This window comes from Chelatococcus sp. KU-N122 (assembly GCF_055391085.1).
This window is the reverse complement of record NZ_AP043981.1, coordinates 2,920,955-2,940,298: the sequence shown is the minus strand read 5'-3', so window position 1 is coordinate 2,940,298 and position 19,344 is coordinate 2,920,955. Positions and strand designations below refer to the sequence as shown.

The 19,344-nt window shown below is 67.0% G+C and carries 15 protein-coding genes; 6 read left to right on the top strand and 9 right to left on the bottom strand.

All coding sequences use genetic code 11. The annotated features are described in order from the left end of the window. Positions 1 to 124 precede the first annotated feature (124 nt). Positions 125 to 871 (top strand): SDR family NAD(P)-dependent oxidoreductase, encoded by a 747-nt coding sequence (locus ACZ5PO_RS13205; RefSeq protein ID WP_464194097.1) that lies wholly within the window; start codon positions 125 to 127, stop codon positions 869 to 871. A gap of 168 nt (positions 872 to 1,039) precedes the next feature. Here ACZ5PO_RS13205 and ACZ5PO_RS13200 read toward each other — a convergent pair whose 3' ends face one another. Together ACZ5PO_RS13200 and ACZ5PO_RS13195 are read right to left on the bottom strand one after the other, a co-directional pair. Then, the gene (locus tag ACZ5PO_RS13200; RefSeq protein ID WP_464194095.1) at positions 1,040 to 2,830 is read right to left on the bottom strand and encodes a thiamine pyrophosphate-binding protein; all 1,791 of its coding nucleotides are present in this window, start codon (positions 2,828 to 2,830) and stop codon (positions 1,040 to 1,042) included. A gap of 42 nt (positions 2,831 to 2,872) precedes the next feature. Further along, a complete protein-coding gene (locus tag ACZ5PO_RS13195) occupies positions 2,873 to 4,504 on the bottom strand; it encodes a class I adenylate-forming enzyme family protein (protein WP_464194093.1) in 1,632 nt (543 codons plus the stop codon). Between the two features lie 27 nt (positions 4,505 to 4,531). Here ACZ5PO_RS13195 and ACZ5PO_RS13190 point away from each other — a divergent pair, with 27 nt between their 5' ends. Beyond that, a complete protein-coding gene (locus ACZ5PO_RS13190) occupies positions 4,532 to 5,287 on the top strand; it encodes a TetR/AcrR family transcriptional regulator (RefSeq protein ID WP_464194091.1) in 756 nt (251 codons plus the stop codon). A gap of 38 nt (positions 5,288 to 5,325) precedes the next feature. Then, complete coding sequence (locus ACZ5PO_RS13185) at positions 5,326 to 6,537, top strand: ABC transporter substrate-binding protein (RefSeq protein WP_464194089.1); 1,212 nt, start codon at positions 5,326 to 5,328, stop codon at positions 6,535 to 6,537. A gap of 229 nt (positions 6,538 to 6,766) precedes the next feature. Here the strand turns inward: ACZ5PO_RS13185 and ACZ5PO_RS13180 are convergent, their stop codons facing one another. From ACZ5PO_RS13180 to ACZ5PO_RS13165, 4 genes are all read right to left on the bottom strand, one after another. Next, a complete protein-coding gene (locus tag ACZ5PO_RS13180) occupies positions 6,767 to 7,876 on the bottom strand; it encodes a serine hydrolase (RefSeq protein ID WP_464194087.1) in 1,110 nt (369 codons plus the stop codon). Between the two features lie 133 nt (positions 7,877 to 8,009). Beyond that, on the bottom strand, positions 8,010 to 9,212 hold the full coding sequence (locus ACZ5PO_RS13175) for a low temperature requirement protein A (protein ID WP_464194085.1): 1,203 nt from the start codon (positions 9,210 to 9,212) through the stop codon (positions 8,010 to 8,012). A gap of 44 nt (positions 9,213 to 9,256) precedes the next feature. Beyond that, a complete protein-coding gene (locus tag ACZ5PO_RS13170) occupies positions 9,257 to 9,535 on the bottom strand; it encodes a hypothetical protein (RefSeq protein WP_464194083.1) in 279 nt (92 codons plus the stop codon). Between the two features lie 102 nt (positions 9,536 to 9,637). Next, complete coding sequence (locus ACZ5PO_RS13165) at positions 9,638 to 10,411, bottom strand: SDR family oxidoreductase (RefSeq protein ID WP_464194081.1); 774 nt, start codon at positions 10,409 to 10,411, stop codon at positions 9,638 to 9,640. Positions 10,412 to 10,554: 143 nt separating this feature from the next. On the opposite strand from ACZ5PO_RS13165, the gene ACZ5PO_RS13160 reads away from it, so the two are divergent. The 3 genes from ACZ5PO_RS13160 (at position 10,555) to ACZ5PO_RS13150 (ending at position 13,935) form a co-directional block, all read left to right on the top strand. Continuing rightward, entirely contained in the window at positions 10,555 to 11,466 is a 912-nt protein-coding gene (locus ACZ5PO_RS13160; RefSeq protein WP_464194079.1) for a LysR family transcriptional regulator, read from the top strand. A 303-nt stretch (positions 11,467 to 11,769) separates the two neighbouring features. Beyond that, entirely contained in the window at positions 11,770 to 12,819 is a 1,050-nt protein-coding gene (locus ACZ5PO_RS13155) for a linear amide C-N hydrolase (protein ID WP_464194076.1), read from the top strand. Between the two features lie 114 nt (positions 12,820 to 12,933). Further along, a complete protein-coding gene (locus ACZ5PO_RS13150; RefSeq protein WP_464194075.1) occupies positions 12,934 to 13,935 on the top strand; it encodes a helix-turn-helix domain-containing protein in 1,002 nt (333 codons plus the stop codon). Between the two features lie 40 nt (positions 13,936 to 13,975). On the opposite strand, the gene fhuB is transcribed toward ACZ5PO_RS13150, so the two are convergent. Genes fhuB through ACZ5PO_RS13135 form a run of 3 tightly spaced genes read right to left on the bottom strand, consistent with a single transcriptional unit; the run spans position 13,976 to position 19,238 of the window. Next, entirely contained in the window at positions 13,976 to 15,964 is a 1,989-nt protein-coding gene (gene fhuB / locus ACZ5PO_RS13145; protein WP_464194073.1) for a Fe(3+)-hydroxamate ABC transporter permease FhuB, read from the bottom strand. After that, the gene (locus ACZ5PO_RS13140) at positions 15,951 to 16,796 is read right to left on the bottom strand and encodes an ABC transporter substrate-binding protein (protein ID WP_464194071.1); all 846 of its coding nucleotides are present in this window, start codon (positions 16,794 to 16,796) and stop codon (positions 15,951 to 15,953) included. The genes fhuB and ACZ5PO_RS13140 overlap by 14 nt, the downstream gene beginning before the upstream one ends. Positions 16,797 to 16,835: 39 nt before the next feature. Beyond that, positions 16,836 to 19,238, bottom strand: a complete 2,403-nt coding sequence (locus ACZ5PO_RS13135; RefSeq protein ID WP_464194069.1) for a TonB-dependent siderophore receptor — start codon at positions 19,236 to 19,238, stop codon at positions 16,836 to 16,838. Between the last annotated feature and the right edge of the window lie 106 nt (positions 19,239 to 19,344).

Below are 19,344 nucleotides of genomic sequence, written 5' to 3'. Positions count from 1 at the left end.
AGCCTATTTCTCGTGCGGCGGCCAAGATATTCAGCCGGACTTGCTCGGATCGGGACGCTCCTCGCGTCGCCCGGCCAGACAAGTCAGGCATGAGCAGCAAGGCGCCGCACCGAAAGGAAATCACATGAATACGCCCGTGGTCCTGATCACCGGCGCCCTGACCGGCATCGCTCGCGCCACCGCGTTCGCCTTTGCCCGGACGGGGGCGAAGATCGTCGCGTCCGGTCGCCACGACGACGCTGGCGCCGCTCTCGTCGCCGAGCTGCGCGCCGCCGGCGCGCAAGCCGAGTTCGTTCGCGCCGACGTGCGCCACGAGGACAATGTCCGCGCGCTCGTCGATGAGACCGTCAAGCGCTTCGGCCGGCTCGACATCGCCGTCAACGCCGCCGGCACCGAGGGCAAGCCGGGCCCGGCCATCGAGCAGAGCGCGGAAAGCTATGCCGCGACCTTCGACACCAACGTCCTCGGCACGATCCTCAGCATGAAGCACGAGCTGCGTGTCATGCAGGCCCAGGGCAGCGGCAGCATCGTCAACATCTCGTCGACCTTCGGGCACGAGGGCGGGGCCAATGCCTCGATCTATGCCGCCAGCAAGCATGCGGTCGAAGGCCTGACCAAGTCGGTCGCGCTCGAGGTCGGGAGCCTCGGCATCCGCGTCAACGCGGTGGCGCCGGGGCCGATCCAGACCGGCATGCTCGACCGCTTCACCGGCAGTGAGGACAACAAGGCGCATCTCGCCACGCTCAACGCCCAAAAGCGGATCGGCCAGCCCGACGAGATCGCCAGCGCCATCCTCTATGTGGCCTCGGACGCCGCGAGCTTCGTCACCGGCCACATCCTCACCGTCGACGGCGGCAAGTCGGCGGGCTGACCACGGGCCAGGGCCGGAGACGGGCCGAAGCCCGGCCCCAAGGACGAGGCGCTGGTGACGCCGCATCGATAGCGCATCGCCGCGTTCTGCGCCGAACCTCCGTCCCGGCTGGACGGCATGTTCGGGCTTGCTCGATCGCATGAGGGACGGTCGCCGCTATTCCTTCGCCTAAGGCGCAACGGGATCCCGCGGGTGGAAGTAGGGATAGAACTTCTCGTGGTGAGTTCGTCGGGCAGGAGCCTCCACCTCATCTTTCGGAAGATGCCAGTTCATCTCCTTCACGTTGGACGAGTCGTACAGCGGATGCACCACGTCCCTCGTTGCCAGGACGTCGATGACGGCGGTCCGCCCCGAAGCGAAGGCGCGCCGGATTGCACCCTCGATCTGGTCGGGCTGCTCCACCCGCTCCACATGGCACCCGAGCGGCGCGTACATCAGATCGTATCTGACGTCCGTGAGGTGGAACCCGGATCGCGCATTGGGGCCGAGCACCCGGAAGTTCTTGCCGAGCGCATAACGCTCCACGCCCGCGCACAACGTGCTGTCGTTGTAGACCATGTAGACGACAGGCTGATTGTAGCGCACGGCCGTTTCGATATCGCCACCGCCAAGACCCATGCCACCGTCGCCCATCATGACGAAAACAGGCTTGCCCGGGCGCCCGAGCTGGGCGCCGATTCCCATGCCTACGCCATGGCCGAACGCTGCCGAGAGTCCCGCATCGAGGATGTGGGCCGGATGGGTGGCAAGCATCTGATCCGCAAGAAAGCTCGAGCCGGTAAATGAATCGAGCACCACGGTGGTGTCGGGATCCAAAGTCTCCGATACCACCTTGCCGAGCCAGCGCGGGTGGATCGGGCTCATGCCCGAGAGGGAGATCGCTTCGCTATCGACGGCAGCGGCATACGCGCGCTGCGCCGCCCGCGCCCGCTCGACCCACCGGTTCCGCGCATCGGTCTGCGGCTCGCCCTCTCCCCAGGCATCGACAAGCTGCTGCAGAACGGCGCCGGGCGGCGCCACGACCTCGACCTCGGTCCGCAGCATCGGCGAGATATGCTCCGCCACCTCGTTGATCTGAACGAAGGCCGCGTTGGCGCGCCATTTCCCGAAGCTCTCATAATAGCCAAGGTGGAGCCCCACGACGACGATGAGATCCGCATCCTCGAGCAGATCCTTCCGCGCGCCGGCGCTGACCGACAACGGATGGCGTTCGGACGCGGCCCCGCGCCCCAGGCGCCGGAGGTTGAAGGGGACATGCGCCCGCTCGGCAAGGGTCTCCAGGGCGCCTCCGCCGGATGACCAGTAGAGGCCTTCACCGGCGATGATGAGCGGCCGTTCGGCCTTCTTCAGCAGCCCGACGATGGCATCGATCGAGGCCGCGTCGGCCGAAACGCCGGCCCGGTGCTTGCGCCAGGCGCCCGGCAGGTAGCCGACCTGGTCTTTTTCCTCGATCGGCTCCCAGTTGAACTGATCGATGGGAAACTCGATGCCGACAGGTCCGTATGGTGGTGTCATCGCATCCCGGAACGCCTTGCGGATGAAATGCGAGGTCATGTCCGGATCGGTGCAGCGCACCGTCCACTTCGTGATGCTGCCGCAGACCTTCTCCGCGTAGGCTTCCTGCAGCGAGCCGCGGTGCGACTCCACCTCCTTGTGGCCTCCGAACAGACAGACCATGGGGGTGCGCGACAGATAGGCCATATGAATGCCGGTGACCATATTCAGCATCCCGGGTCCTGCCGTGGCGAAACAGACCCCCGGGCGGCCGGTGACGCGTGCGTAGCCGTCCGCGGCGTAGGCCGCGGCCTGCTCATGGCGCACCTGATAGACATTGATGCCGGCGCGGTAGGCATGATCCTGGATAGGCGAGATATGCCCGCCGAGAAGGCCGAACATCGTGTCGACCCCCTCCTCCTGGAGCGCCCTGACCGCAAGTTGTCCGGCCCAGAATTTAGCCATCAGATCCTCTCAAAATAGCGCTGGTGGATATTCGATTGAAACTCAGTGCCCGGGAGACAGGCGCTCCCGGATGATCCGCCGAAGTATCTTGCCGGTCGGGTTCCGCGGAATCTGATCCCAGAACTCCACGCGCCGCGGCCTCTTGTAGCCGGCCAGCCTGCCTTTGCTCCAATCCATCAGGGCTGCATCGCTCAGATCGCTTCCAGCGGCACGGCGAATGACGGCGCAGACCTTGTCGCCCCAGATCGGGTCCGGCACCCCGACCACGGCCACTTCCGCGACCTCGGGGTGGGCCAGCAGCACGGTCTCGACTTCAGTCGGATAGATGTTCTCACCACCGGAGATGATGAGATCCTTCTTCCGGTCCACCAGGTAGACGAAGCCTTCCTCATCCTGCCGCGCCATGTCGCCAGCGGAGAACCAGCCATCCTCCGTGAACCCGGACTCCGCGCCCTCCTCCGGCTTGAAATATCCCTCGTAGCCGACGAACACGCCGCGCGAGTAGATCTCTCCGACCTCCCCCGGTGCGCAGAGCGACCCGTCGGCCTTGCGCAGCGCCACCTCCGTGCCGGCGAACGTGTTGCCGACACAGCCGATCTTTCTCAGCTGATCGGCGGGCTTGAGGTGCGTGACGAACCCGCCCTCCGTCGAACCGTAGAATTCATGGAGCTGCGCGCCGTGCCAGAACGCCAGCATGTCGTCCTTGGTCTGCGGGAGCAGCGGGGCCGACGACGAAATCAGCGTCGTCCACGACGACAGATCAAACTTCCGCCGTGCCGCTTCGGGCAGTTCCAGGATCATCGCGTACATCGTCGGAATGAGCGACGCGGCCGTGATGCGACGCGTTTGAACGATCTGCAGCACCGCCTCGGGATCGAAGCCATCCATGATGACGATCGTCCCGCCGAGGGAGAGCTGCATCATCTGGAAGAAAATGCCATTCGAATGAAAGAGCGGCATGACGATAAGACTGGTATCGGCCTGGCCGATACCGAACTCGAGCCCGGCGTAGACTGCGCCGATCGCCGTCCGATACTGGGTCTTGATCGCTGCCTTGGGACGGCCGGTCGTCCCGGAGGTGTAACCCAGATACCACCAGTCGTTATCGCGGATGCGGGCCTCAGGCGTGCCGTCCGACGCTCTCGCCAGCCACGCCTCGTAGCCGCTTGCAGCCTGCGATGTGGCCGCCCCGCCGACGATATACGTCCGCAGGCCTCGGTTGACCTCGCCGTCCCGGTCGCCAAGGCGGCTCAAGAGCGCTTCCTCGACGATCAGGCCGGCGGCATCGCTGTGCGCCAGCACATAGGCAACCTCGCTGTCGACGAAGCGGGCATTGACGGGCACACAGACGACGCCGGCACGGGCGCACGCGAAGAGAATCTCGATCCACTCGATCCGATTGGTCATGAAGACCGCGAGCCGGTCACCGTGCCGGAAACCCGAGCCGAGCAACGCATTGGCCACCCGATTGACGCGACGGTCCAGCTCTTCGAAGGACAGGCTCCGATCCCGGTCGACGACGGCAACCTTTGACGGCGTCCGCCTCGCGGCCAGCCGCAGATTCCGATCCACATTGAGGCATGCACCCGGATCCAGCACTTGACGAACCTCCCCTGCTTCTTTCGGCTTTGACGCCTTCGCGCCGCCGCGGGCGCGTTTGCGATGGCTTGACACTCTGCCCATCTCCGGTCTTGAGTGTCAATGACACTGACGTCAGTTTCATTATCTGCGGAGGCGGCTCTGCCCAGACAACGCAAGGACGCGACAGGTCAGCGGAAGCGCGATCCGGAATCCTCTCGCAAGGCCATTCTCGACGCCGCCCGGGTGGTGTTTTCCCGGCGCGGCTTCTTCGACGCGACGATATCGGAGATCGTCGCGGAGTCGGGCCTCGCGCGCGGAACATTCTACCTGTACTACGCCGACAGGGATGCCGTCTTCGAAGATCTGTTCAAGGCGGTCATGACCGAGATGCATCTGGTCGTAAACCGCAAGGAGAGCGGCACGCACCGCGAACGGGTCGAGGCGGCGGTCCGCAGCTATCTGACCTTCTTCTCGGAGCACCGCGGAATCCTCGGCTGCATTCTGCAAACGGTTCGGTTCAAGCCAGAATTTGCAAAGCTTCACAATGAGATACGGTCGCTCAGTCTATACCGCATCGAGGCGCATCTTATCGGGAACATCGAGCGGGGCTTCTGCAACCCGGTCGATCCGAGAATAACCGCCTATGCCCTCGGCGGCCTTTTGGAATGGATGGCCTATTCGCAAATGTCGGTGGAGTTTCACCCTTGGGGCAGGCCGTTCAAGCTCGAAGACATGGTCCGGGAGATCACCGACCTCTGGTGCCGCGCCGTCTATAGCGGCGACGCCGCGGCGCTGGACCCCGACAGGCTCAGGCAGGAGCCGGAAGCGGCCCTGAACGCGAAGAAGCCGGGAACGACCGGGAAGCGCCTGAAGTAACGTTAAAACAACAAGCAATTGGAGTGGAGGGAACCTCAATGAAGATGAGAGCTCGCCGTGCGTGGGCCCTATGGGCAATGGGCGGCGCACTTGCCTGGAGCGTCGCGGCCGGCGCGGAGCAGGCGACGCCTGGTGTCACCGCCTCGTCGGTCAGGATCGGTCAGACGGTGCCCTACAGTGGACCTCTGTCCACGTTCGGCACGCACGGCCGGGCGAGCGCGGCCTACTTTCGCATGATCAATGAGAAGGGTGGCGTCAACGGCAGGAAGATCGAGCTGATCTCGCTCGACGACAGCTTCAGCCCGCCCAAGGCGGTGGAGCAGGTGCGGCGCCTGGTCGAGCAGGACGACGTGTTCGTGCTGTTTTCTCCTTTCGGCACGCCGACCAATGCTGCGACTCAGAAATACATCAACGCCAAAGAAGTACCGGCGCTTTTCGTAGCATCCGGAGCCGCGCGATTCTACGACCCGCAACACTTCCCGTGGACGCTTGCTTTTGTTCCGAACACGAAATCGGAAGCGACGATATACGGAAAGTATATCAAGAATAACGTGGGCGATGCCAAGATCGGGATCCTGTACCAGAACGACGACTTCGGTAGAGACTTTATCGCGGGGCTGAAACAGGGATTGGGCCCTGACGCTGACAAATTGATCGTCAAGCAGGCGAGCTATGAGCCGACCGATGCGACGGTGGACTCCCAGGTGATCCTGCTTCGATCGAGCGGTGCGAACGTGCTCGTAAATGTGGCGGGGCCGAAGTTTGCGGCGCAGATCATCAAGAAGGTTGCCGAGATCGGTTGGAAGCCGGTCCACATCGTCAGCAGCAGCGGCAGCTCGATCGCCGGAGTGCTGATCCCGGCCGGCCCCGAGAATGCGCTGGGGGTCATCTCGGCACGCTACCTGAAGGACCCGAGCGACCCGCGCTGGAAGGACGATGCCGGCATGAAGGCCTATATGGACTTCATGAAGACCTATTATCCCGAGGGTGATGTCAATGACATCAGCAATGTGCTTGCCGTCACGCTGTCGGATCTCTTTGTCCGGGTGCTCGAAAGGTCGGGACCCGAGCTGAGCCGCAAAGGCATCATGAAGGTTGCAACGTCGCTCCGCGACGTCGAGCTGCCGCTGCTGCTGCCCGGCATCAAGATCAATACGGGGCCGTCGGACTACAAGCCCGTGGAACAGCAGCAGCTCGTTCGCTTCAACGGCAAGGCATGGGAGCTCTTTGGGGATCTGATCGGCGAATAAAGTCGGAAGAACCCGCGAAGCCCGAAAGTGAGAATGCCGCAACCCTGCGGCATCCTCGATACCGGTTGCACAGAGAGGGACCGTTTGGGCCACGGCGACGGCTTGGCTTTTCAAGTGGGATGGATGGCCGGGTCAAGCCCGGCCATCCATCCACTCAAACGCCGGCGTCCATTTTGGGGATCGTGCTCTGGTCGCCGTGTCTCCCGCCAGGCAACGGCGCGCGACGCCGTCAGTCCTTGCGCATAGCCAGGCGCGCCACGATCCCGCGATAGGGCGCGAAGAGCTTGTTCTCATCCAGCGCGCCGTCGCCGTTCCAGGTCGCGATCACGCAGTGGACCCGCCCGTCCCGATCGGTGAGCCGGCTCGACAGATTGAGCACACCGACGTCCGAGCCGCCCTTGTAGGCGACGCTCCGCCAGTCCTTGCGCTCGACCGGTCCGCCATTGATGCCGACGCTCGGCAGGCCGGCGGTCGCGTCGAGCAGGCCGCACAGCTCCTCGGCCGTCATGAACCACTCGACATCCGGCGTGGGCGTCGGGCTGAGCGTGTGGGGCGGTGGCAGCGGGGCATCGGCGATACGCGCGAGGATCGCCCGGCGCCGGACGGCGTCGCCATCGCGCCACTGTGCACGAAGCTCGACGCTCTCCCCGGCCTTCAGGATGAAAAGCTCACGGGTCGTCAGGAACGGCGTATTGCGGGGCGAGAGAGCCTCCACGGCTTCGCGCCCGACAAGACGGATGAGCGCGTCGGTCGCGGTGTTGTCGCTCACCGAGATCATCAGATGCGCGAGCGTGGCGATGGTCAGCGGCGCGCCGTCCGGCCAGTCCTGCAGCTGGCCGCTCGCCAGCGATTTCCAGGTCGGATCGAGCGTCACCACCGTGTCCCAGGCGAAGCGCGATTGCTCCACGGCGCGCTTGACGCCGAGAAGAACGGCAAGCTTGGCGGCCGAGCCGACGGCGAGCGGCGTTGCCGCCTCATGGGCCACAAGCGGATGGCCGTCCCTCGTGACCAGGATCGAGGTGCGGCCGGGCAGCGCCTTGATCGCCGCCACATGAGTGTCGATGTCGCCCTCCGCCTCGGCCAGGCCGAACCAGAGGCCGATGATGCGCTCGTCCGCGTCGAAGGTGATGCGGGCCGGAATGCGGGCGTGCTCGAAGCGCAGCGAGAAACCATCGCCCGCGGCATCGACGCCGCCGAGCGGCCCGTGCTGCCGCCGCAAGCCGGAGACGATCTGCGTGACCTGCGTCGCCGGAGCCCGGGCCAGAAAGCTCGGCGCGAAACGGTCCGCGTCGACCGCCTCGGCCGCGAACAGCGCAGTAAGAATCGTCTCCGCCGTCATCTTCTCAGCTCTCACCGGCCGGCTCGGAAGGAGGATTATGGCCACTATCATCGCGCATGCGGCAGGTCACACCGCCCGCATCCATATCCTCAGCCTTGCGAACAGCCGCCCCGCCGCCACGCTGCTCGCGCGCTCAGTGCGCTGCCGGATGCGCACCGGTCGAGAACCGCCGCTTGCGCAGCATGCGCCCCTCCCAGAGGCTGACCGCGAGCATGACGATCGTCGTCAGCCAGCCCATGGCCAGGAGGTCGACGGCGAAAGCGACAGGGATCAGCACCAGCAGCGCGACGATGCCGACGAGGTGGGACGTCGGGACGACGCCATAGACGACCTTCTTGTAGACCGCGCTGCCGAGCAGGTAGATGGCCGGCCCAGCGGACAGGATGAGCGCATAGGGCGTCTTCAGCGCATCGTGCGGGTGCGCCAGCACCAGGTCGTTGCCGACGGCCGTGGCGATCATGCCGGCGACCAGGATGGCGTGGATGTAGTGGAAGTAGGCGCCGATGCGGCCGGGATCGTCGGAATGGGTGATGGTCTCGGTGGCGTCCTTGCTCGACGTGCCGAAATAGAGCCACCACATGGCGAGCGTGCCGAGGAAGGTGGCGAGCAGCGCCGACAGGATGGCGACGTCCCAACTGGCAGCTGCGGCCAAGGTGGCGCCGGTGGCGAGCAGGGTCTCGCCCAGCGCCACGATGACGAACAGCTGGCAGCGCTCGGCGAGATGGCCGCCTTCGATGGTCCAATCGCTGGTCTGCGAACGGCCGAGGCGAGGCAGCGGGAAGCCGAACATGGGCGAGACGTACTCGCAGGCGACGGCGATGATCCAGAGGATCGCCCGCCATTCATGCTGGGCGAAGCCGCCGGCGATCCAGAACACCGCCGAGATCGAGACCCAGCCGAGCATGCGCCGATAGTTGGCCGACAGCGGATGGTCGGAGCCGAGCTCCCAGACGATATAGGCCGTGCGCCCGACCTGGATCGCCACATAGGCGGCGGCGAAGACGAGGCCCCGCTCGCCGAAGGCGCCGGGAATGGCCGAGGCCATGACCAGGCCGAGCAGCATGATGGCGAAGATCAGCCCGCGGATGCGCGGCGTCTCGGGGTCGAACCAGTTGGTGACCCAGCAGGTGTATTGCCAGCCGAGCCAGACCGCGAACCACAGGATCAGCGTCTCGACCACGCCGGCGAGGGTGAGGTTGTGCAGCAGCTCGTGGCTGAGCTGGGTGACGGCGAAGACGTAGACCAGATCGAAGAACAACTCCTCGAAGGTCACCCGGGCATGATGGCCGTCGCGACGGCGCAGCAGCGGATGATGGTCGGCGGCCTGATCGGTCATGTCGGTCCCTTCACCGCGCTCGAGCGCTTCCCGATTAGCTGATTTCATCTGATCGGGACATGCCCCAGGCGCCAGATGGCGACACCGGCGATCGCCGCCGGCACGGCGAAGACGATGAAGAGTATCGGCAGTTCGTCGCGCACCGAATAGCCGGCCCGGTTCACCCCCACCCACATGTTGGTGAGCGACACCGTGAGCCAGACCGGAATGAAGGCCTTGGCGGCGAGGGCCAGGTCCGGATCGGCCCCGCCCCAGAGCTTGCCGAACAGGAGAAACAGGCCGAGCAGCACGATGCCGCCGCCAATCACCATGGCCATGTGCATGCCGAGCCCCTCCCGTGGACCACTTCCCTTTGCGATCGGGTAGGTCCACCCGATCGCGACGCGCTCGAGCGGCGGCCGGGGTCTCGCCCGGCCGCCCGTCGCTCACTTGGTGGTGTAGCCGCCGTTGACGAGGATGGTCTGGCCGGTCATCCACCAGCCGTCCGAGACCAGCAGGCGGATCCAGGGCACGATGTCCTCGATATCGGTGAGGCCGGTCTTGGACGACGGCGACAGGGCCGCCGCCGTCTTGTGGTAGGCGACGGCGTCCGCCCCTTCGGCCGGATAGAAGAAGGGCGTGTCCATCGGGCCGGGGCCGATCGCCGTCACCGAGATGCCGCGCTCGCCGAGCTCCTTGGAGGCCGCCCGGGTGAAATGCTCCACCGGCGCCTTGGTGCCGGCATAGGAGGAATAGAACGGCGTATAGGCGCCGAGCAGCGAGGTGACCAGCGTCACGATCTTGCCGTTGTCGTTGAGGTGCCGACCCGCCTCCTTGAGGAAGAAGAAGGCGGCCTTGGAGTTGACCGCGGTCATATCGTCGTACTCGGCCTCGGAGATCTCGGCCATCGGCTTCTTCAGCACCTTGCCGACGGTGTTGATCGCGATGTCCGGACGGCCGACCGCGGCCACCGCATCGGCGAACAGCTTCTCCATGGCGCCGGCGCTGGTCAGGTTCGCCTGGAAGGCCACGGCGTTCGCGCCGGCGGCCTTGACGGCGGCCACGGTCGCATCGGCATCCGCCTTCGTCGCGGCGCTGTTGTAGTGGATCACGACCGCCTTGGCCCCGTGCGCGGCGAGGTCGCGGGCGATGAGCCCGCCCAGGTTTTTCGCGCCGCCGGCGATGATCGCGGTCTTGCCCTTGATGCTATGGTCGGCCATGGCGTGAGCCTCCTGTCCAGAGATGCGGCCGCGCCGTGCGGTCGCTTGCGTGGCCCTTCCATATCGTCTGGAATTGGCTGATAAAGACGAACATTCTGACATCACCTGTCAGAAACCGCGCACAATCGAGATGGCTGTTCGCTTTGGATCGGGTCGACCTGTTCCGCATCTTCGCCCGCGTCGTCGAATGCGCGAGCTTCACCCGGGCGGCCGATACGCTCGGCCTGCCCCGCTCTTCGGTGTCGGCGGCCGTGCAGGAGCTGGAGGGCCGGGTCGGGGCGCGGCTGCTGCACCGCACGACCCGCAAGGTCTCGCCCACCCGGGACGGCGCCGCCTTCTACGAGCGCTGCCTTCGCCTCGTCGCCGACGTGGAGGAGGCGGAAAGCCTGTTCCGTCAGACGGCGGCCAAACCCTCCGGCCGGCTGCGCATCGACGTCCCCGGCCGCATCGGCCGGTTGATCGTCGCGCCGGCGCTGCCGGCGTTCTTCGATCTCTATCCTGAGATCGACATCGATCTCGGCGTCACCGACCGGGCGATCAATCTTGTCGAAGACAGCGTCGACTGCGTCCTGCGGGTCGGCACCCTCAGCGATTCCGGCCTGATCGGCCGCCCCGTCGGCCAGCTGCCGCTCGTCAACGTGGCGAGCCCCGCCTATCTGGAGCGCCACGGCGTTCCCCACACGCCTGGCGACCTCGCCGACCACTGGGCCGTCAACTATGCCTCGCCGTCGAGCGGCCGCGTCGAGGACTGGGAGTGGATCGAGGACGGCGCGCTACGCGCCGTCGCGGTGCGCAGCCGCGTCACCGTCAACGGCGCCGAGGCCTATATCGCCTGCTGCCTCGCCGGGCTCGGGCTCATCCAGATTCCGGCCTACGACGTCAGAGGACACCTGGAGGCGGGCGAGCTCGTCGAGGTGATGCCGGGCCACCGCGCCGCGCCGATGCCGATGACCTTGCTGTATCCCCACCGCCAGCACCTGTCCCGCCGTCTTCAGGTCTTCGCCGACTGGCTCGAGCAGATGCTGAAGCGAGAGCTCCTCACCGTCGAAACGTGAACGTGCGAAGGCTCGGCTCCGGTGCGCCCGCAACCACGCTCATCTCGGTCGATGGGTCCCGGATAAAGGCCCGGACAGCGTGCGCAGGGATCCGGCGTCCGCCCCGTAAACCGCGAAGGCATCAACCACAATTCAGCGTGATCCGGATAGTGTCCGGCGGCTCCGCCCGATATGGTCGCGCGGCCGGACGCCAGCTTGGCAACGGCAGGTGGACGTATGCCGTGATGTGGGGATCGCGGCCGGCTTGGCTTTGGGGCGACGAGCGCCAACGGCGCGAGCCTCGCGCATGACCTGGGGGGTGAAATGCGAGCAGATTCGGTGTGGGCCAAGGCGGTGGCCGCGGCCGTGGTCGCTTGTTTCGGATCCATCGAAACAGCGTCTGCGTGCACCCGCATTCTCTGGAACGACAACAAGCTTGCCGTGGTCGTCGGCCGGACGATGGATTGGCCGGAGAGCACCGAGCCCGTGCTCACCGTGCTGCCGCGCGGCATGCAGCGCGACGGCGGCCGGCTGGGACCGGACGTCCTCGTCAAGGACAACCCGGCCAAGTGGACGTCCAAGTACGGCAGCATGGTCACGACGATCTACGGCATCGGCACCGCCGACGGCTTCAACGAGAAGGGCCTCGGGGCCCATATGCTGTATCTCAACGAGACGGACCTCGGGCCGCGCGCTCCGGGCAAGCCGGGGCTGCAGATCGGCCTGTGGGCCCAGTACGTCCTCGACAACGCGGCGACCGTGAGCGAGGCGCTGGCGGAGCTCGAGAAGGTGCAGCTGGTGATGGCCGAGGCGCGGGGCCATAAGGCCAACGTCCACCTGATCCTCGAGGACGCCGGCGGCGACTCCGCCGTCATCGAGTACATCGGCGGCAAGCCCGTTATCCACCACGGCAAGGACTACCAGGTCGTCACCAACGATCCGGCCTACGACCAGCAGCTGGCGCTGCTGAGCAAGATGGATTTCAGCAAGCCGAGCAGCACCACGCCGGTGCCCGGCAACGTCAGCCCCGTGGATCGCTTCCAGCGCGCCTCCTACTTCAAGCGCATGCTGCCCCAGCCCGCCAGCGAGCGCGAGGCGATCGCCGGGATCCTGGCGATCGCCCGCAACGTCTCGGTTCCCTTCGGGGCTCCGTACAAGTCGTTCGGGATCTACAACACCGAATATCGTACGGCGATGAACCTCACCGACAGGCGCTACTTCTTCGAGCTGACCACCAGCCCGAACGTGATCTGGGCCGATCTGTCGGCGTTCGATCTGGCGCCGGGCGCGCCGGTGATGGTCCTGAACCCGGACAACATCGCGCTGTCCGGGAATGTGGACAAGGCGTTCCAGAAGGCCAAGGCTCCGTTCTGAGGCGCGCAGCGCAGGCTACGGCGCGCCGAGGACATTGCGGCGGGCCGAAGCGGATCGCCGCGGCCGCCGCGGCGGGCCGGTTTGCAGCCAAGCAAGCCGCACGTGGATAGCGGAATGCCGGACGATCCCTATGCACCCGCCCATTCGTTCGTCCGTCGTTTCGACGACCCCGATGCGTTTGCGACGACGATTCCGGGTGGAAGCTTTGGCGTGCTCCCGGTCGTGGGCGAGACGTTCGAGGCGACCGTCCGGATCACCAATCTCGGCGACGGTGTTGCCATCCGAGGCGTTGCGGTATCGAGCCCCGTCGTGTTCCGATCCGAGTTCATCGGAGCCGAAACATCGATCACCTACATGCTGCCATCGATCGGCGGCGCAACCGCGGTGTTCGACGGACACGAGGTGGACGGGCGGTCCCTGGTGTCACGGACGGCGGGCCAGACACCGCAGTTGCGGACCTTCGGCGCGCATGAGCTCGGCGGGCTGGTGTTGCTCCAGGAGCCTCTCCTGGAGGCTTCCGAGGCCATCACGGGCCGGCAGCGCCGCAAGCTGCTGCTCACGCCGACATCGCTCGCGCGCGCGAATCCGGTGGCGCTGGCACGGCTGCAGCAGGCCTACCTGAAGGCGAGCCGGCTGCTCGACGGCCATAGTGCCGAGGACATCGCCGATGCCGGCCAGCAGGGCTTCCGGGTGCTGCGGGACGAGGTGCTGGCCGCCCTGCTCTCGACCCTGGTCAGCGGTGAGGTGAAGCGCGACCATCTCGCGCGGCAGCGGCAGACCGCCTCCATGGCACGGATCGAACGCTTCCTCGATGATCATCGCGACGATCACGTCGGCCTCCAGCAGCTCTGCGAGGCCACGGGCATGGCGCTTCGCACGATCGAGGCGATCATCCGCAGCCGCACCGGCCTGTCCGCCCTCGCCTATCTTCAGCGCCGGCGCCTGGACACGGTCCGCCAAGCCCTCCTTCAGGCCGCCGACGGCACGACGGTGACGCGCGTCGCCATGCAGCACGGCTTCTTTCACCTCGGCCGGTTCTCGGTCTTCTATCGCCAGATCTACGGCGAATCTCCGTCGACGACGCTGCGGCGAACGCTGGGCTCGGCCTCCGCCTGAGCCGCACGGCTCCTCGCACGAGGCAGCGGCGGCGAGCGCCTCAGCGTGCGCGTCGCGCCATCGACAACAGGACATACGGCGCCCCGACGAAGGCGGCGAGCAGGCCTGCCGGGACCTGATAGGGAAACAGAATGTTGCGGCCGAGCCAGTCGGCGCAGACCATGACCAGCGCCCCGATCACCGCTGCGCCGTAGAGGTGCGGCATGGGCCGCTGCAGGCCCATGGTGCGGGCCATGTGCGGCGCCATCAGCCCGACGAAGCTGAGCGGCCCGACGATCAGCGTCGCGGCGGCGCTCGCGGCAGCGCTGACGGCGAGGATCGGCAGCCGGCTTCGCGGGATGCTCAGGCCGAGGCTGGTCGCGGTGGCCGTCCCGAGCGGCAGCAGCTCCAACGGCCGCGCCAGCGGTGCCGCCGCCATCATCAGCACCATCGCGACGATGGCGGCGAGCGCGGCGTCCGCCCCAGTGACACGATAGGTGGAGCCGGCCATCCACGCCATCAGGCCGGTGAAGGCTCGATCGCCGCTGGCGAGGAGCAGGGAGACGACACCGCTCATGAGCGCCGTCGCGGCCAGACCGGCGAGCAGAATATGCTGCGGATCGAGCGCAGATCGCCGGCCCAGGGCATAGGCGGCCGCCAGGACGACAGCCGCTCCGCCGGACGCGGCGGCGAATTGCATCGGACGATCCAGCGCCCCGAGGGCGAGCGTCGCGGCGATCACGCCCAGCACGGCCCCGGCCGAGACGCCGAGGAGCTCGGGCGAGGCCAGCGCATTTCCGGACAGACGCTGGATCGTCGCTCCGGCCAGCCCCAGCAGCGCGCCCGATGCCGCTGCGGCGACGACTCGCGGCCAGCGCAGCTGCAACAAGCCGCTCGGCCAGGCCGTCGGGTCGAAGAGCCATCCCTGCGTCCCGCGGCCGATGCTCACGGCGAAGCAGACCGCGATGAGCAGCGCGGCGAGCGCCAGGATGGCGAGCTTGGGCGACGTCGCGGCGCGTGGGACCGGCCGGCCGCCGGCGTCTTGCCGTGGCCGCGACGGCGGCAGCCGCTCGCGCCGGACCACGCCCAGCAGGAGCGGAGCACCGAGGACGACCGTGACCGCGCCGACGGGGATCTGCTCCACCCCCGACAGCAGTAGAGTGGCCTGATCGGCAATGCACAGCAGGCCGCCGCCGACCAGCGCCGCCCACCCCAGCTGGCTGCGGAACCGGCGAGCACCACAGGCCGCGACGATCGCGTTGGCGGCGAGCCCGACGAAGGCGATCACGCCGACCACCGACACCACCAGCGCCGCCAGCACCACGGCCGCCAGCACGACCGCGCTACGGGCCGGAAGCACCTTCAATCCGACGCCGCGAGCGACGCCATCGCCCAGATCGAGAATCTCGACGACGCGCGCCAGCGCGACGATGGCGAGGCCGAGACCGGATGTGGCTGCGGCAAGCGACGCGACTGCCTCCCACCCGGCATCGTTCAGTCGCCCTGCGGACCAGATGAAGACCGATCCGAGGCGATCCCTGTAGATGAGGGACAGCAACGCGCCGAGCGTCCCGCTGTAGAGACCGATCGTCATGCCGGCGAGGATGATCTCCAGCGGCGCGAAGCGCGAACGGCCGGCCAGCAGCAGAACGAAGCCGCCGGCAACGAGGCCGCCGACGATCGAGACCACGGGCCGAAGCTCTGCCGTGACGGCGGGGATCAGGATCATCCCGAGAAGCAGCGCGAGATGGGATCCCGCCGTCACGCCGATCGTCGTCGGGTCCGCCAGCGGATTGCGAAGGACCCGGCGGATCGCCGCCGCGGCCAAGGCCAGAGCGGCCCCGGCGACCAGTGCGAGCAGCACCCTCGGCAACCAGCTGTTGATCAGGAGGAACCAGCCCAGATCGAAGCCGGCGTCTCCGGCCGGAGCGGCCGGCGGGCGCGCGTGAAGGACGGCCCGGGCATTCCAGGCGCCGAGGCCGAGCGCGGCCGCCACGCACAGGCTGCCGACGACAGCGGCCGGCTTGCGGGCCGCGTCAGTCGCCCGCATGGGGCGCCTCGGCGAACGCCGCCACGAACCGGAGCGCGGAGGGGATCGTCCCAAACGCCCAGACCGGTGGAAGCTCGGTCATGCGTTGGCCCGCGTGCGGAAGCGCGCGCCAGAACGAGCTCCGCTCCAGCCTGCGCACGACGGCGCGTTCGGAGCCGATCGACACGAGGTGGGCCTCCGGGAACGCGGCCAGCGCCTCGACGCCGACGATGGCGTATCCCCAGGCGTTCGCCGGTCCGGTCCAGACGCAGTCCAGGCCAAGACGACGCAGCAGGCTCGAAAACAGGCTGTTGGCACCGAATACGATGGCGTGGCGTTCATCCAGGAACCGCAGCGGAATGACGCCTCGTCCGTCGCGCATGCCGGTCAAGCGCCGGGCGTCGGCGAGCGCCGCGGGGAGCCGGTCGACCAGTTGACGCGCCCGGCCTTCCGCACCGACCAGCTCGCCGAGCCGGCCCGTCGACCTGCTGATGCGCTCGATCGGATCGCCTTCGCCGCCATAGACGTCGACGATGTGCGTCGTTCCGAGTCGCCCGAACACGTCCACCATCGCCCGGTAGCCGAGAGGGAGCAGAATCAGCCGCGGCTTGAGCTGCAGCAGCACCTCGAGGTTGGGCTCCAGCCGTGCGCCGATGTCGATCGTATCGACCGGCAGCGCCGGCTCGACGACCTGGTCGCGATACTCCGACAGCTCCGGCGATGCCACCGGGCCCACCGACAGCGCGACGAGCGTCTGGACGATGCCCCAGTCGATCGCAGCGACCGGAGCGGCCGGTGCCGCGCTGGACAAGGCGGTGCCCGGCCGCCCGAGCGCTGCGGCGGCGGCAGCCATGAAATGACGCCTGCTCCACGGGACCACGGCGGCGCTCCGCTACCAATCGTACCTGACCTTCGCGAGCACGGTGCGTCCCAGACCGTAGTAGCAGCCACCGGCGTAGGTGCAGCCGGAGACATAGGTCTTGTCGAGCAAGTTCGTCGCATTGATGCTGACGCTCCAGCCCTTGAGATCCGGACGGGAGGCTCCGAGATCATAGCGGATCACCGCGTCGACAAGTGTATATGCGGGGACTTTGAACGTATTCAGGGCGTCGCCGAAGGTGGATCCGACGTAACGAACGCCGACACCAAGATCGAGGCCGCGCAGCGCCTTATCACTGAACGTATAGCTCGCCCAGGCCGACGCCATGTTGTGCGGGATCAGCACCGGCTCCTTGCCCTCAAGGCCACCATTCGCCTTCGTGTTCTCAGGATTGAGATAGGTGTACGAGGCGATGAGGTTCCAGCCGTCGGCCAGGCTGGCCTTGAATTCCGCTTCAAAGCCGGTCGTCCTCACCTCGCCGGTCTGCACCCTGAACAGGGAGCTGGTCGGATCGGCGGTCACGACGTTGCGCTGCGTGATGTCGAAGGCTGCCAAGGTGATGAACGCATTCCAGCCGAGGGGCTGGAACTTGACGCCGGCCTCGTACTGATCGGCTGTGGTCGGCCTGAAGGCCACGCCGAAGCGGTCGGTGCCGGGAACGGGCGAAAACGATTCCGTGTAGCTCGCGTAGGGCGCTATCCCGTTGTCGAACAGGTAGACCGCACCGGCGCGCCAGGTGAACGCGCGGTCGAACTGCGACGCCGTCGTCGAATTCATCCGGTTGCGGGTGTCGGTGCTCGCCCAATCCTCGCGCGCGCCGGCCACCAGCGACAGGCGGCCGAGCTTGATCTGATCCTGGGCGTACGTGCCGATCTGCTCCTGGGTCTGAATGATGCTCTGGTAGAGCGGCGGCCGCGGAATGAGCTGGTAGTAGACGGGATTGACGATATCCAGCGATTTCGTGGCGCCATAGTAGCGGACCTGGTCGAGCCGGCTTTGCGTGTAGTCGAAGCCCACCAGCGCCTCGTGTTGAAGAGGGCCGGTGCCGAACGAGACCTGCATGTTGTTGTCGGTGGTGAGAGCGCCGAAGGATTCGTAGGAATCCATCACGCTGCGCATCAGTGTGCGCTTGTTGGCGGCGAGCCCCTGTCCGAACACGCTCTCGTAGACCGAGTCGATATGCTGATAGCGAAGCGCGCTGTGGACGCGCACTGCGTCGTTGAACTGGTGGTCGAAGATGTATCCGATCTGGTATTGGCGGCGGGTGAACTTGTCGTGCGACGGGTCGCCATCGAAGAAGGTGCGGGGGATCCTGCCGTAGGGGTTGGCCTGCACGGTGCCCGATGCCGGCAGAAAGCCGAAATAGCCTCCGTAGGGATCGTTCTGATAGCCCGACAGGATCGTGAGCGTGGTGTCGGCGCTGGGCCGCCAGGTCAGGGACGGCCCGATATCGATCCGCTCCTGCTTGGTGAAGTCGATCTGGCCGTCGGCGCGGGAAGCCAGCCCGGTCAAGCGGTAGAAGAAGCGGCCTTCATCGTCGATCGGACCGCCGACGTCGAAGGCCGCCTGCGCCGCCCCGCGCGAGCCCGCTTCGATCTCGACGGTCCGCTGGGTCGTCAGCGGCGGCCGCTTGCTGACGAGGTTGATGAGCCCGCCCGGCAGGTTCTGGCCGTACAGGACCGAGGCGGGCCCGCGCAGCACCTCGATCCGCTCCAGGTTGTTCTGGCTGATCTGCGGCATGGCGAAGCTGCCGACCGGCATTCGCATGCCGTCCAGATATTGGGTCGGGCTCAGACCGCCGTAGCCGCGGATGTAGGGAAGATCGTAGCGCGAGACCGTGCCGCGGTATTCGGACATGACGCCCGGCGTGTACCGCAGCGCCTCCGCGACGGACTGCGTATTCTGCTCGTCCATCTGCGCCCGCGTGACCACCGAGATCGACTGCGGCGTCTCGATGAGCGGCGTGTTGGTCTTCGTACCGACGGAGCTGGAGCGGGCGACGAAGCCCTGGGTACCGCCGCCCTGCACGTCGATCGTGTCGAGCACGACGGCCCCCTCCGGGGCCGGGCCGACGGCAGCAGCGGCGGCCGTTGCGCCGTCGAATATGCGCACCGTGTTGGCGCCGGTGAACGTGTACCGCAGCCCCGTGCCGGCCAGGAGGCGGCCGACGGCCTCGTGCGGCGAGAGCCGGCCGCTGACGCCCCCGGTCTGCCGACCGCGGGTCAGCGTGCTCGGATAGAGCAGGCGCAGATTGGCCTGGCGACCGAGGGAGAGCAGGCCGCCCTCCAGCGAACCGGCCGGCACCGAAACGGCGACGGTCCGGGCCGGCGCCGAGGAGGCCTGCGCCGCGGCGGGCCGGATCTCGAGGGCGGCCGCACAGGCCAAGAGCGAGACGCCGGCGAGCGCCGCGCGCATCGACCGCTGCCATCGACTTCCGCTGACGTGCGCGACTCTCATCCAGTCCCCCGTGCCTTCCCGCTCCAGCCGGGGCGTGCGCCGCGCGCGCCCCTGTTGATCTAGA

Bases quoted from the DNA above. Each gene is read 5' to 3' on its own strand.
- ACZ5PO_RS13180 (WP_464194087.1), bottom strand. From the start codon at position 7,876: ATGACGGCGGAGACGATTCTTACTGCGCTGTTCGCGGCCGAGGCGGTC.
- fhuB (WP_464194073.1), bottom strand. From the start codon at position 15,964: ATGCGGGCGACTGACGCGGCCCGCAAGCCGGCCGCTGTCGTCGGCAGC.
- ACZ5PO_RS13170 (WP_464194083.1), bottom strand. From the start codon at position 9,535: ATGCACATGGCCATGGTGATTGGCGGCGGCATCGTGCTGCTCGGCCTG.
- ACZ5PO_RS13135 (WP_464194069.1), bottom strand. From the start codon at position 19,238: ATGCGCGCGGCGCTCGCCGGCGTCTCGCTCTTGGCCTGTGCGGCCGCC.
- ACZ5PO_RS13185 (WP_464194089.1), top strand. From the start codon at position 5,326: ATGAAGATGAGAGCTCGCCGTGCGTGGGCCCTATGGGCAATGGGCGGC.
- ACZ5PO_RS13175 (WP_464194085.1), bottom strand. From the start codon at position 9,212: ATGACCGATCAGGCCGCCGACCATCATCCGCTGCTGCGCCGTCGCGAC.
- ACZ5PO_RS13200 (WP_464194095.1), bottom strand. From the start codon at position 2,830: ATGGCTAAATTCTGGGCCGGACAACTTGCGGTCAGGGCGCTCCAGGAG.
- ACZ5PO_RS13140 (WP_464194071.1), bottom strand. From the start codon at position 16,796: ATGGCTGCCGCCGCCGCAGCGCTCGGGCGGCCGGGCACCGCCTTGTCC.
- ACZ5PO_RS13190 (WP_464194091.1), top strand. From the start codon at position 4,532: ATGACACTGACGTCAGTTTCATTATCTGCGGAGGCGGCTCTGCCCAGA.
- ACZ5PO_RS13165 (WP_464194081.1), bottom strand. From the start codon at position 10,411: ATGGCCGACCATAGCATCAAGGGCAAGACCGCGATCATCGCCGGCGGC.
- ACZ5PO_RS13205 (WP_464194097.1), top strand. From the start codon at position 125: ATGAATACGCCCGTGGTCCTGATCACCGGCGCCCTGACCGGCATCGCT.
- ACZ5PO_RS13150 (WP_464194075.1), top strand. From the start codon at position 12,934: ATGCCGGACGATCCCTATGCACCCGCCCATTCGTTCGTCCGTCGTTTC.
- ACZ5PO_RS13155 (WP_464194076.1), top strand. From the start codon at position 11,770: ATGCGAGCAGATTCGGTGTGGGCCAAGGCGGTGGCCGCGGCCGTGGTC.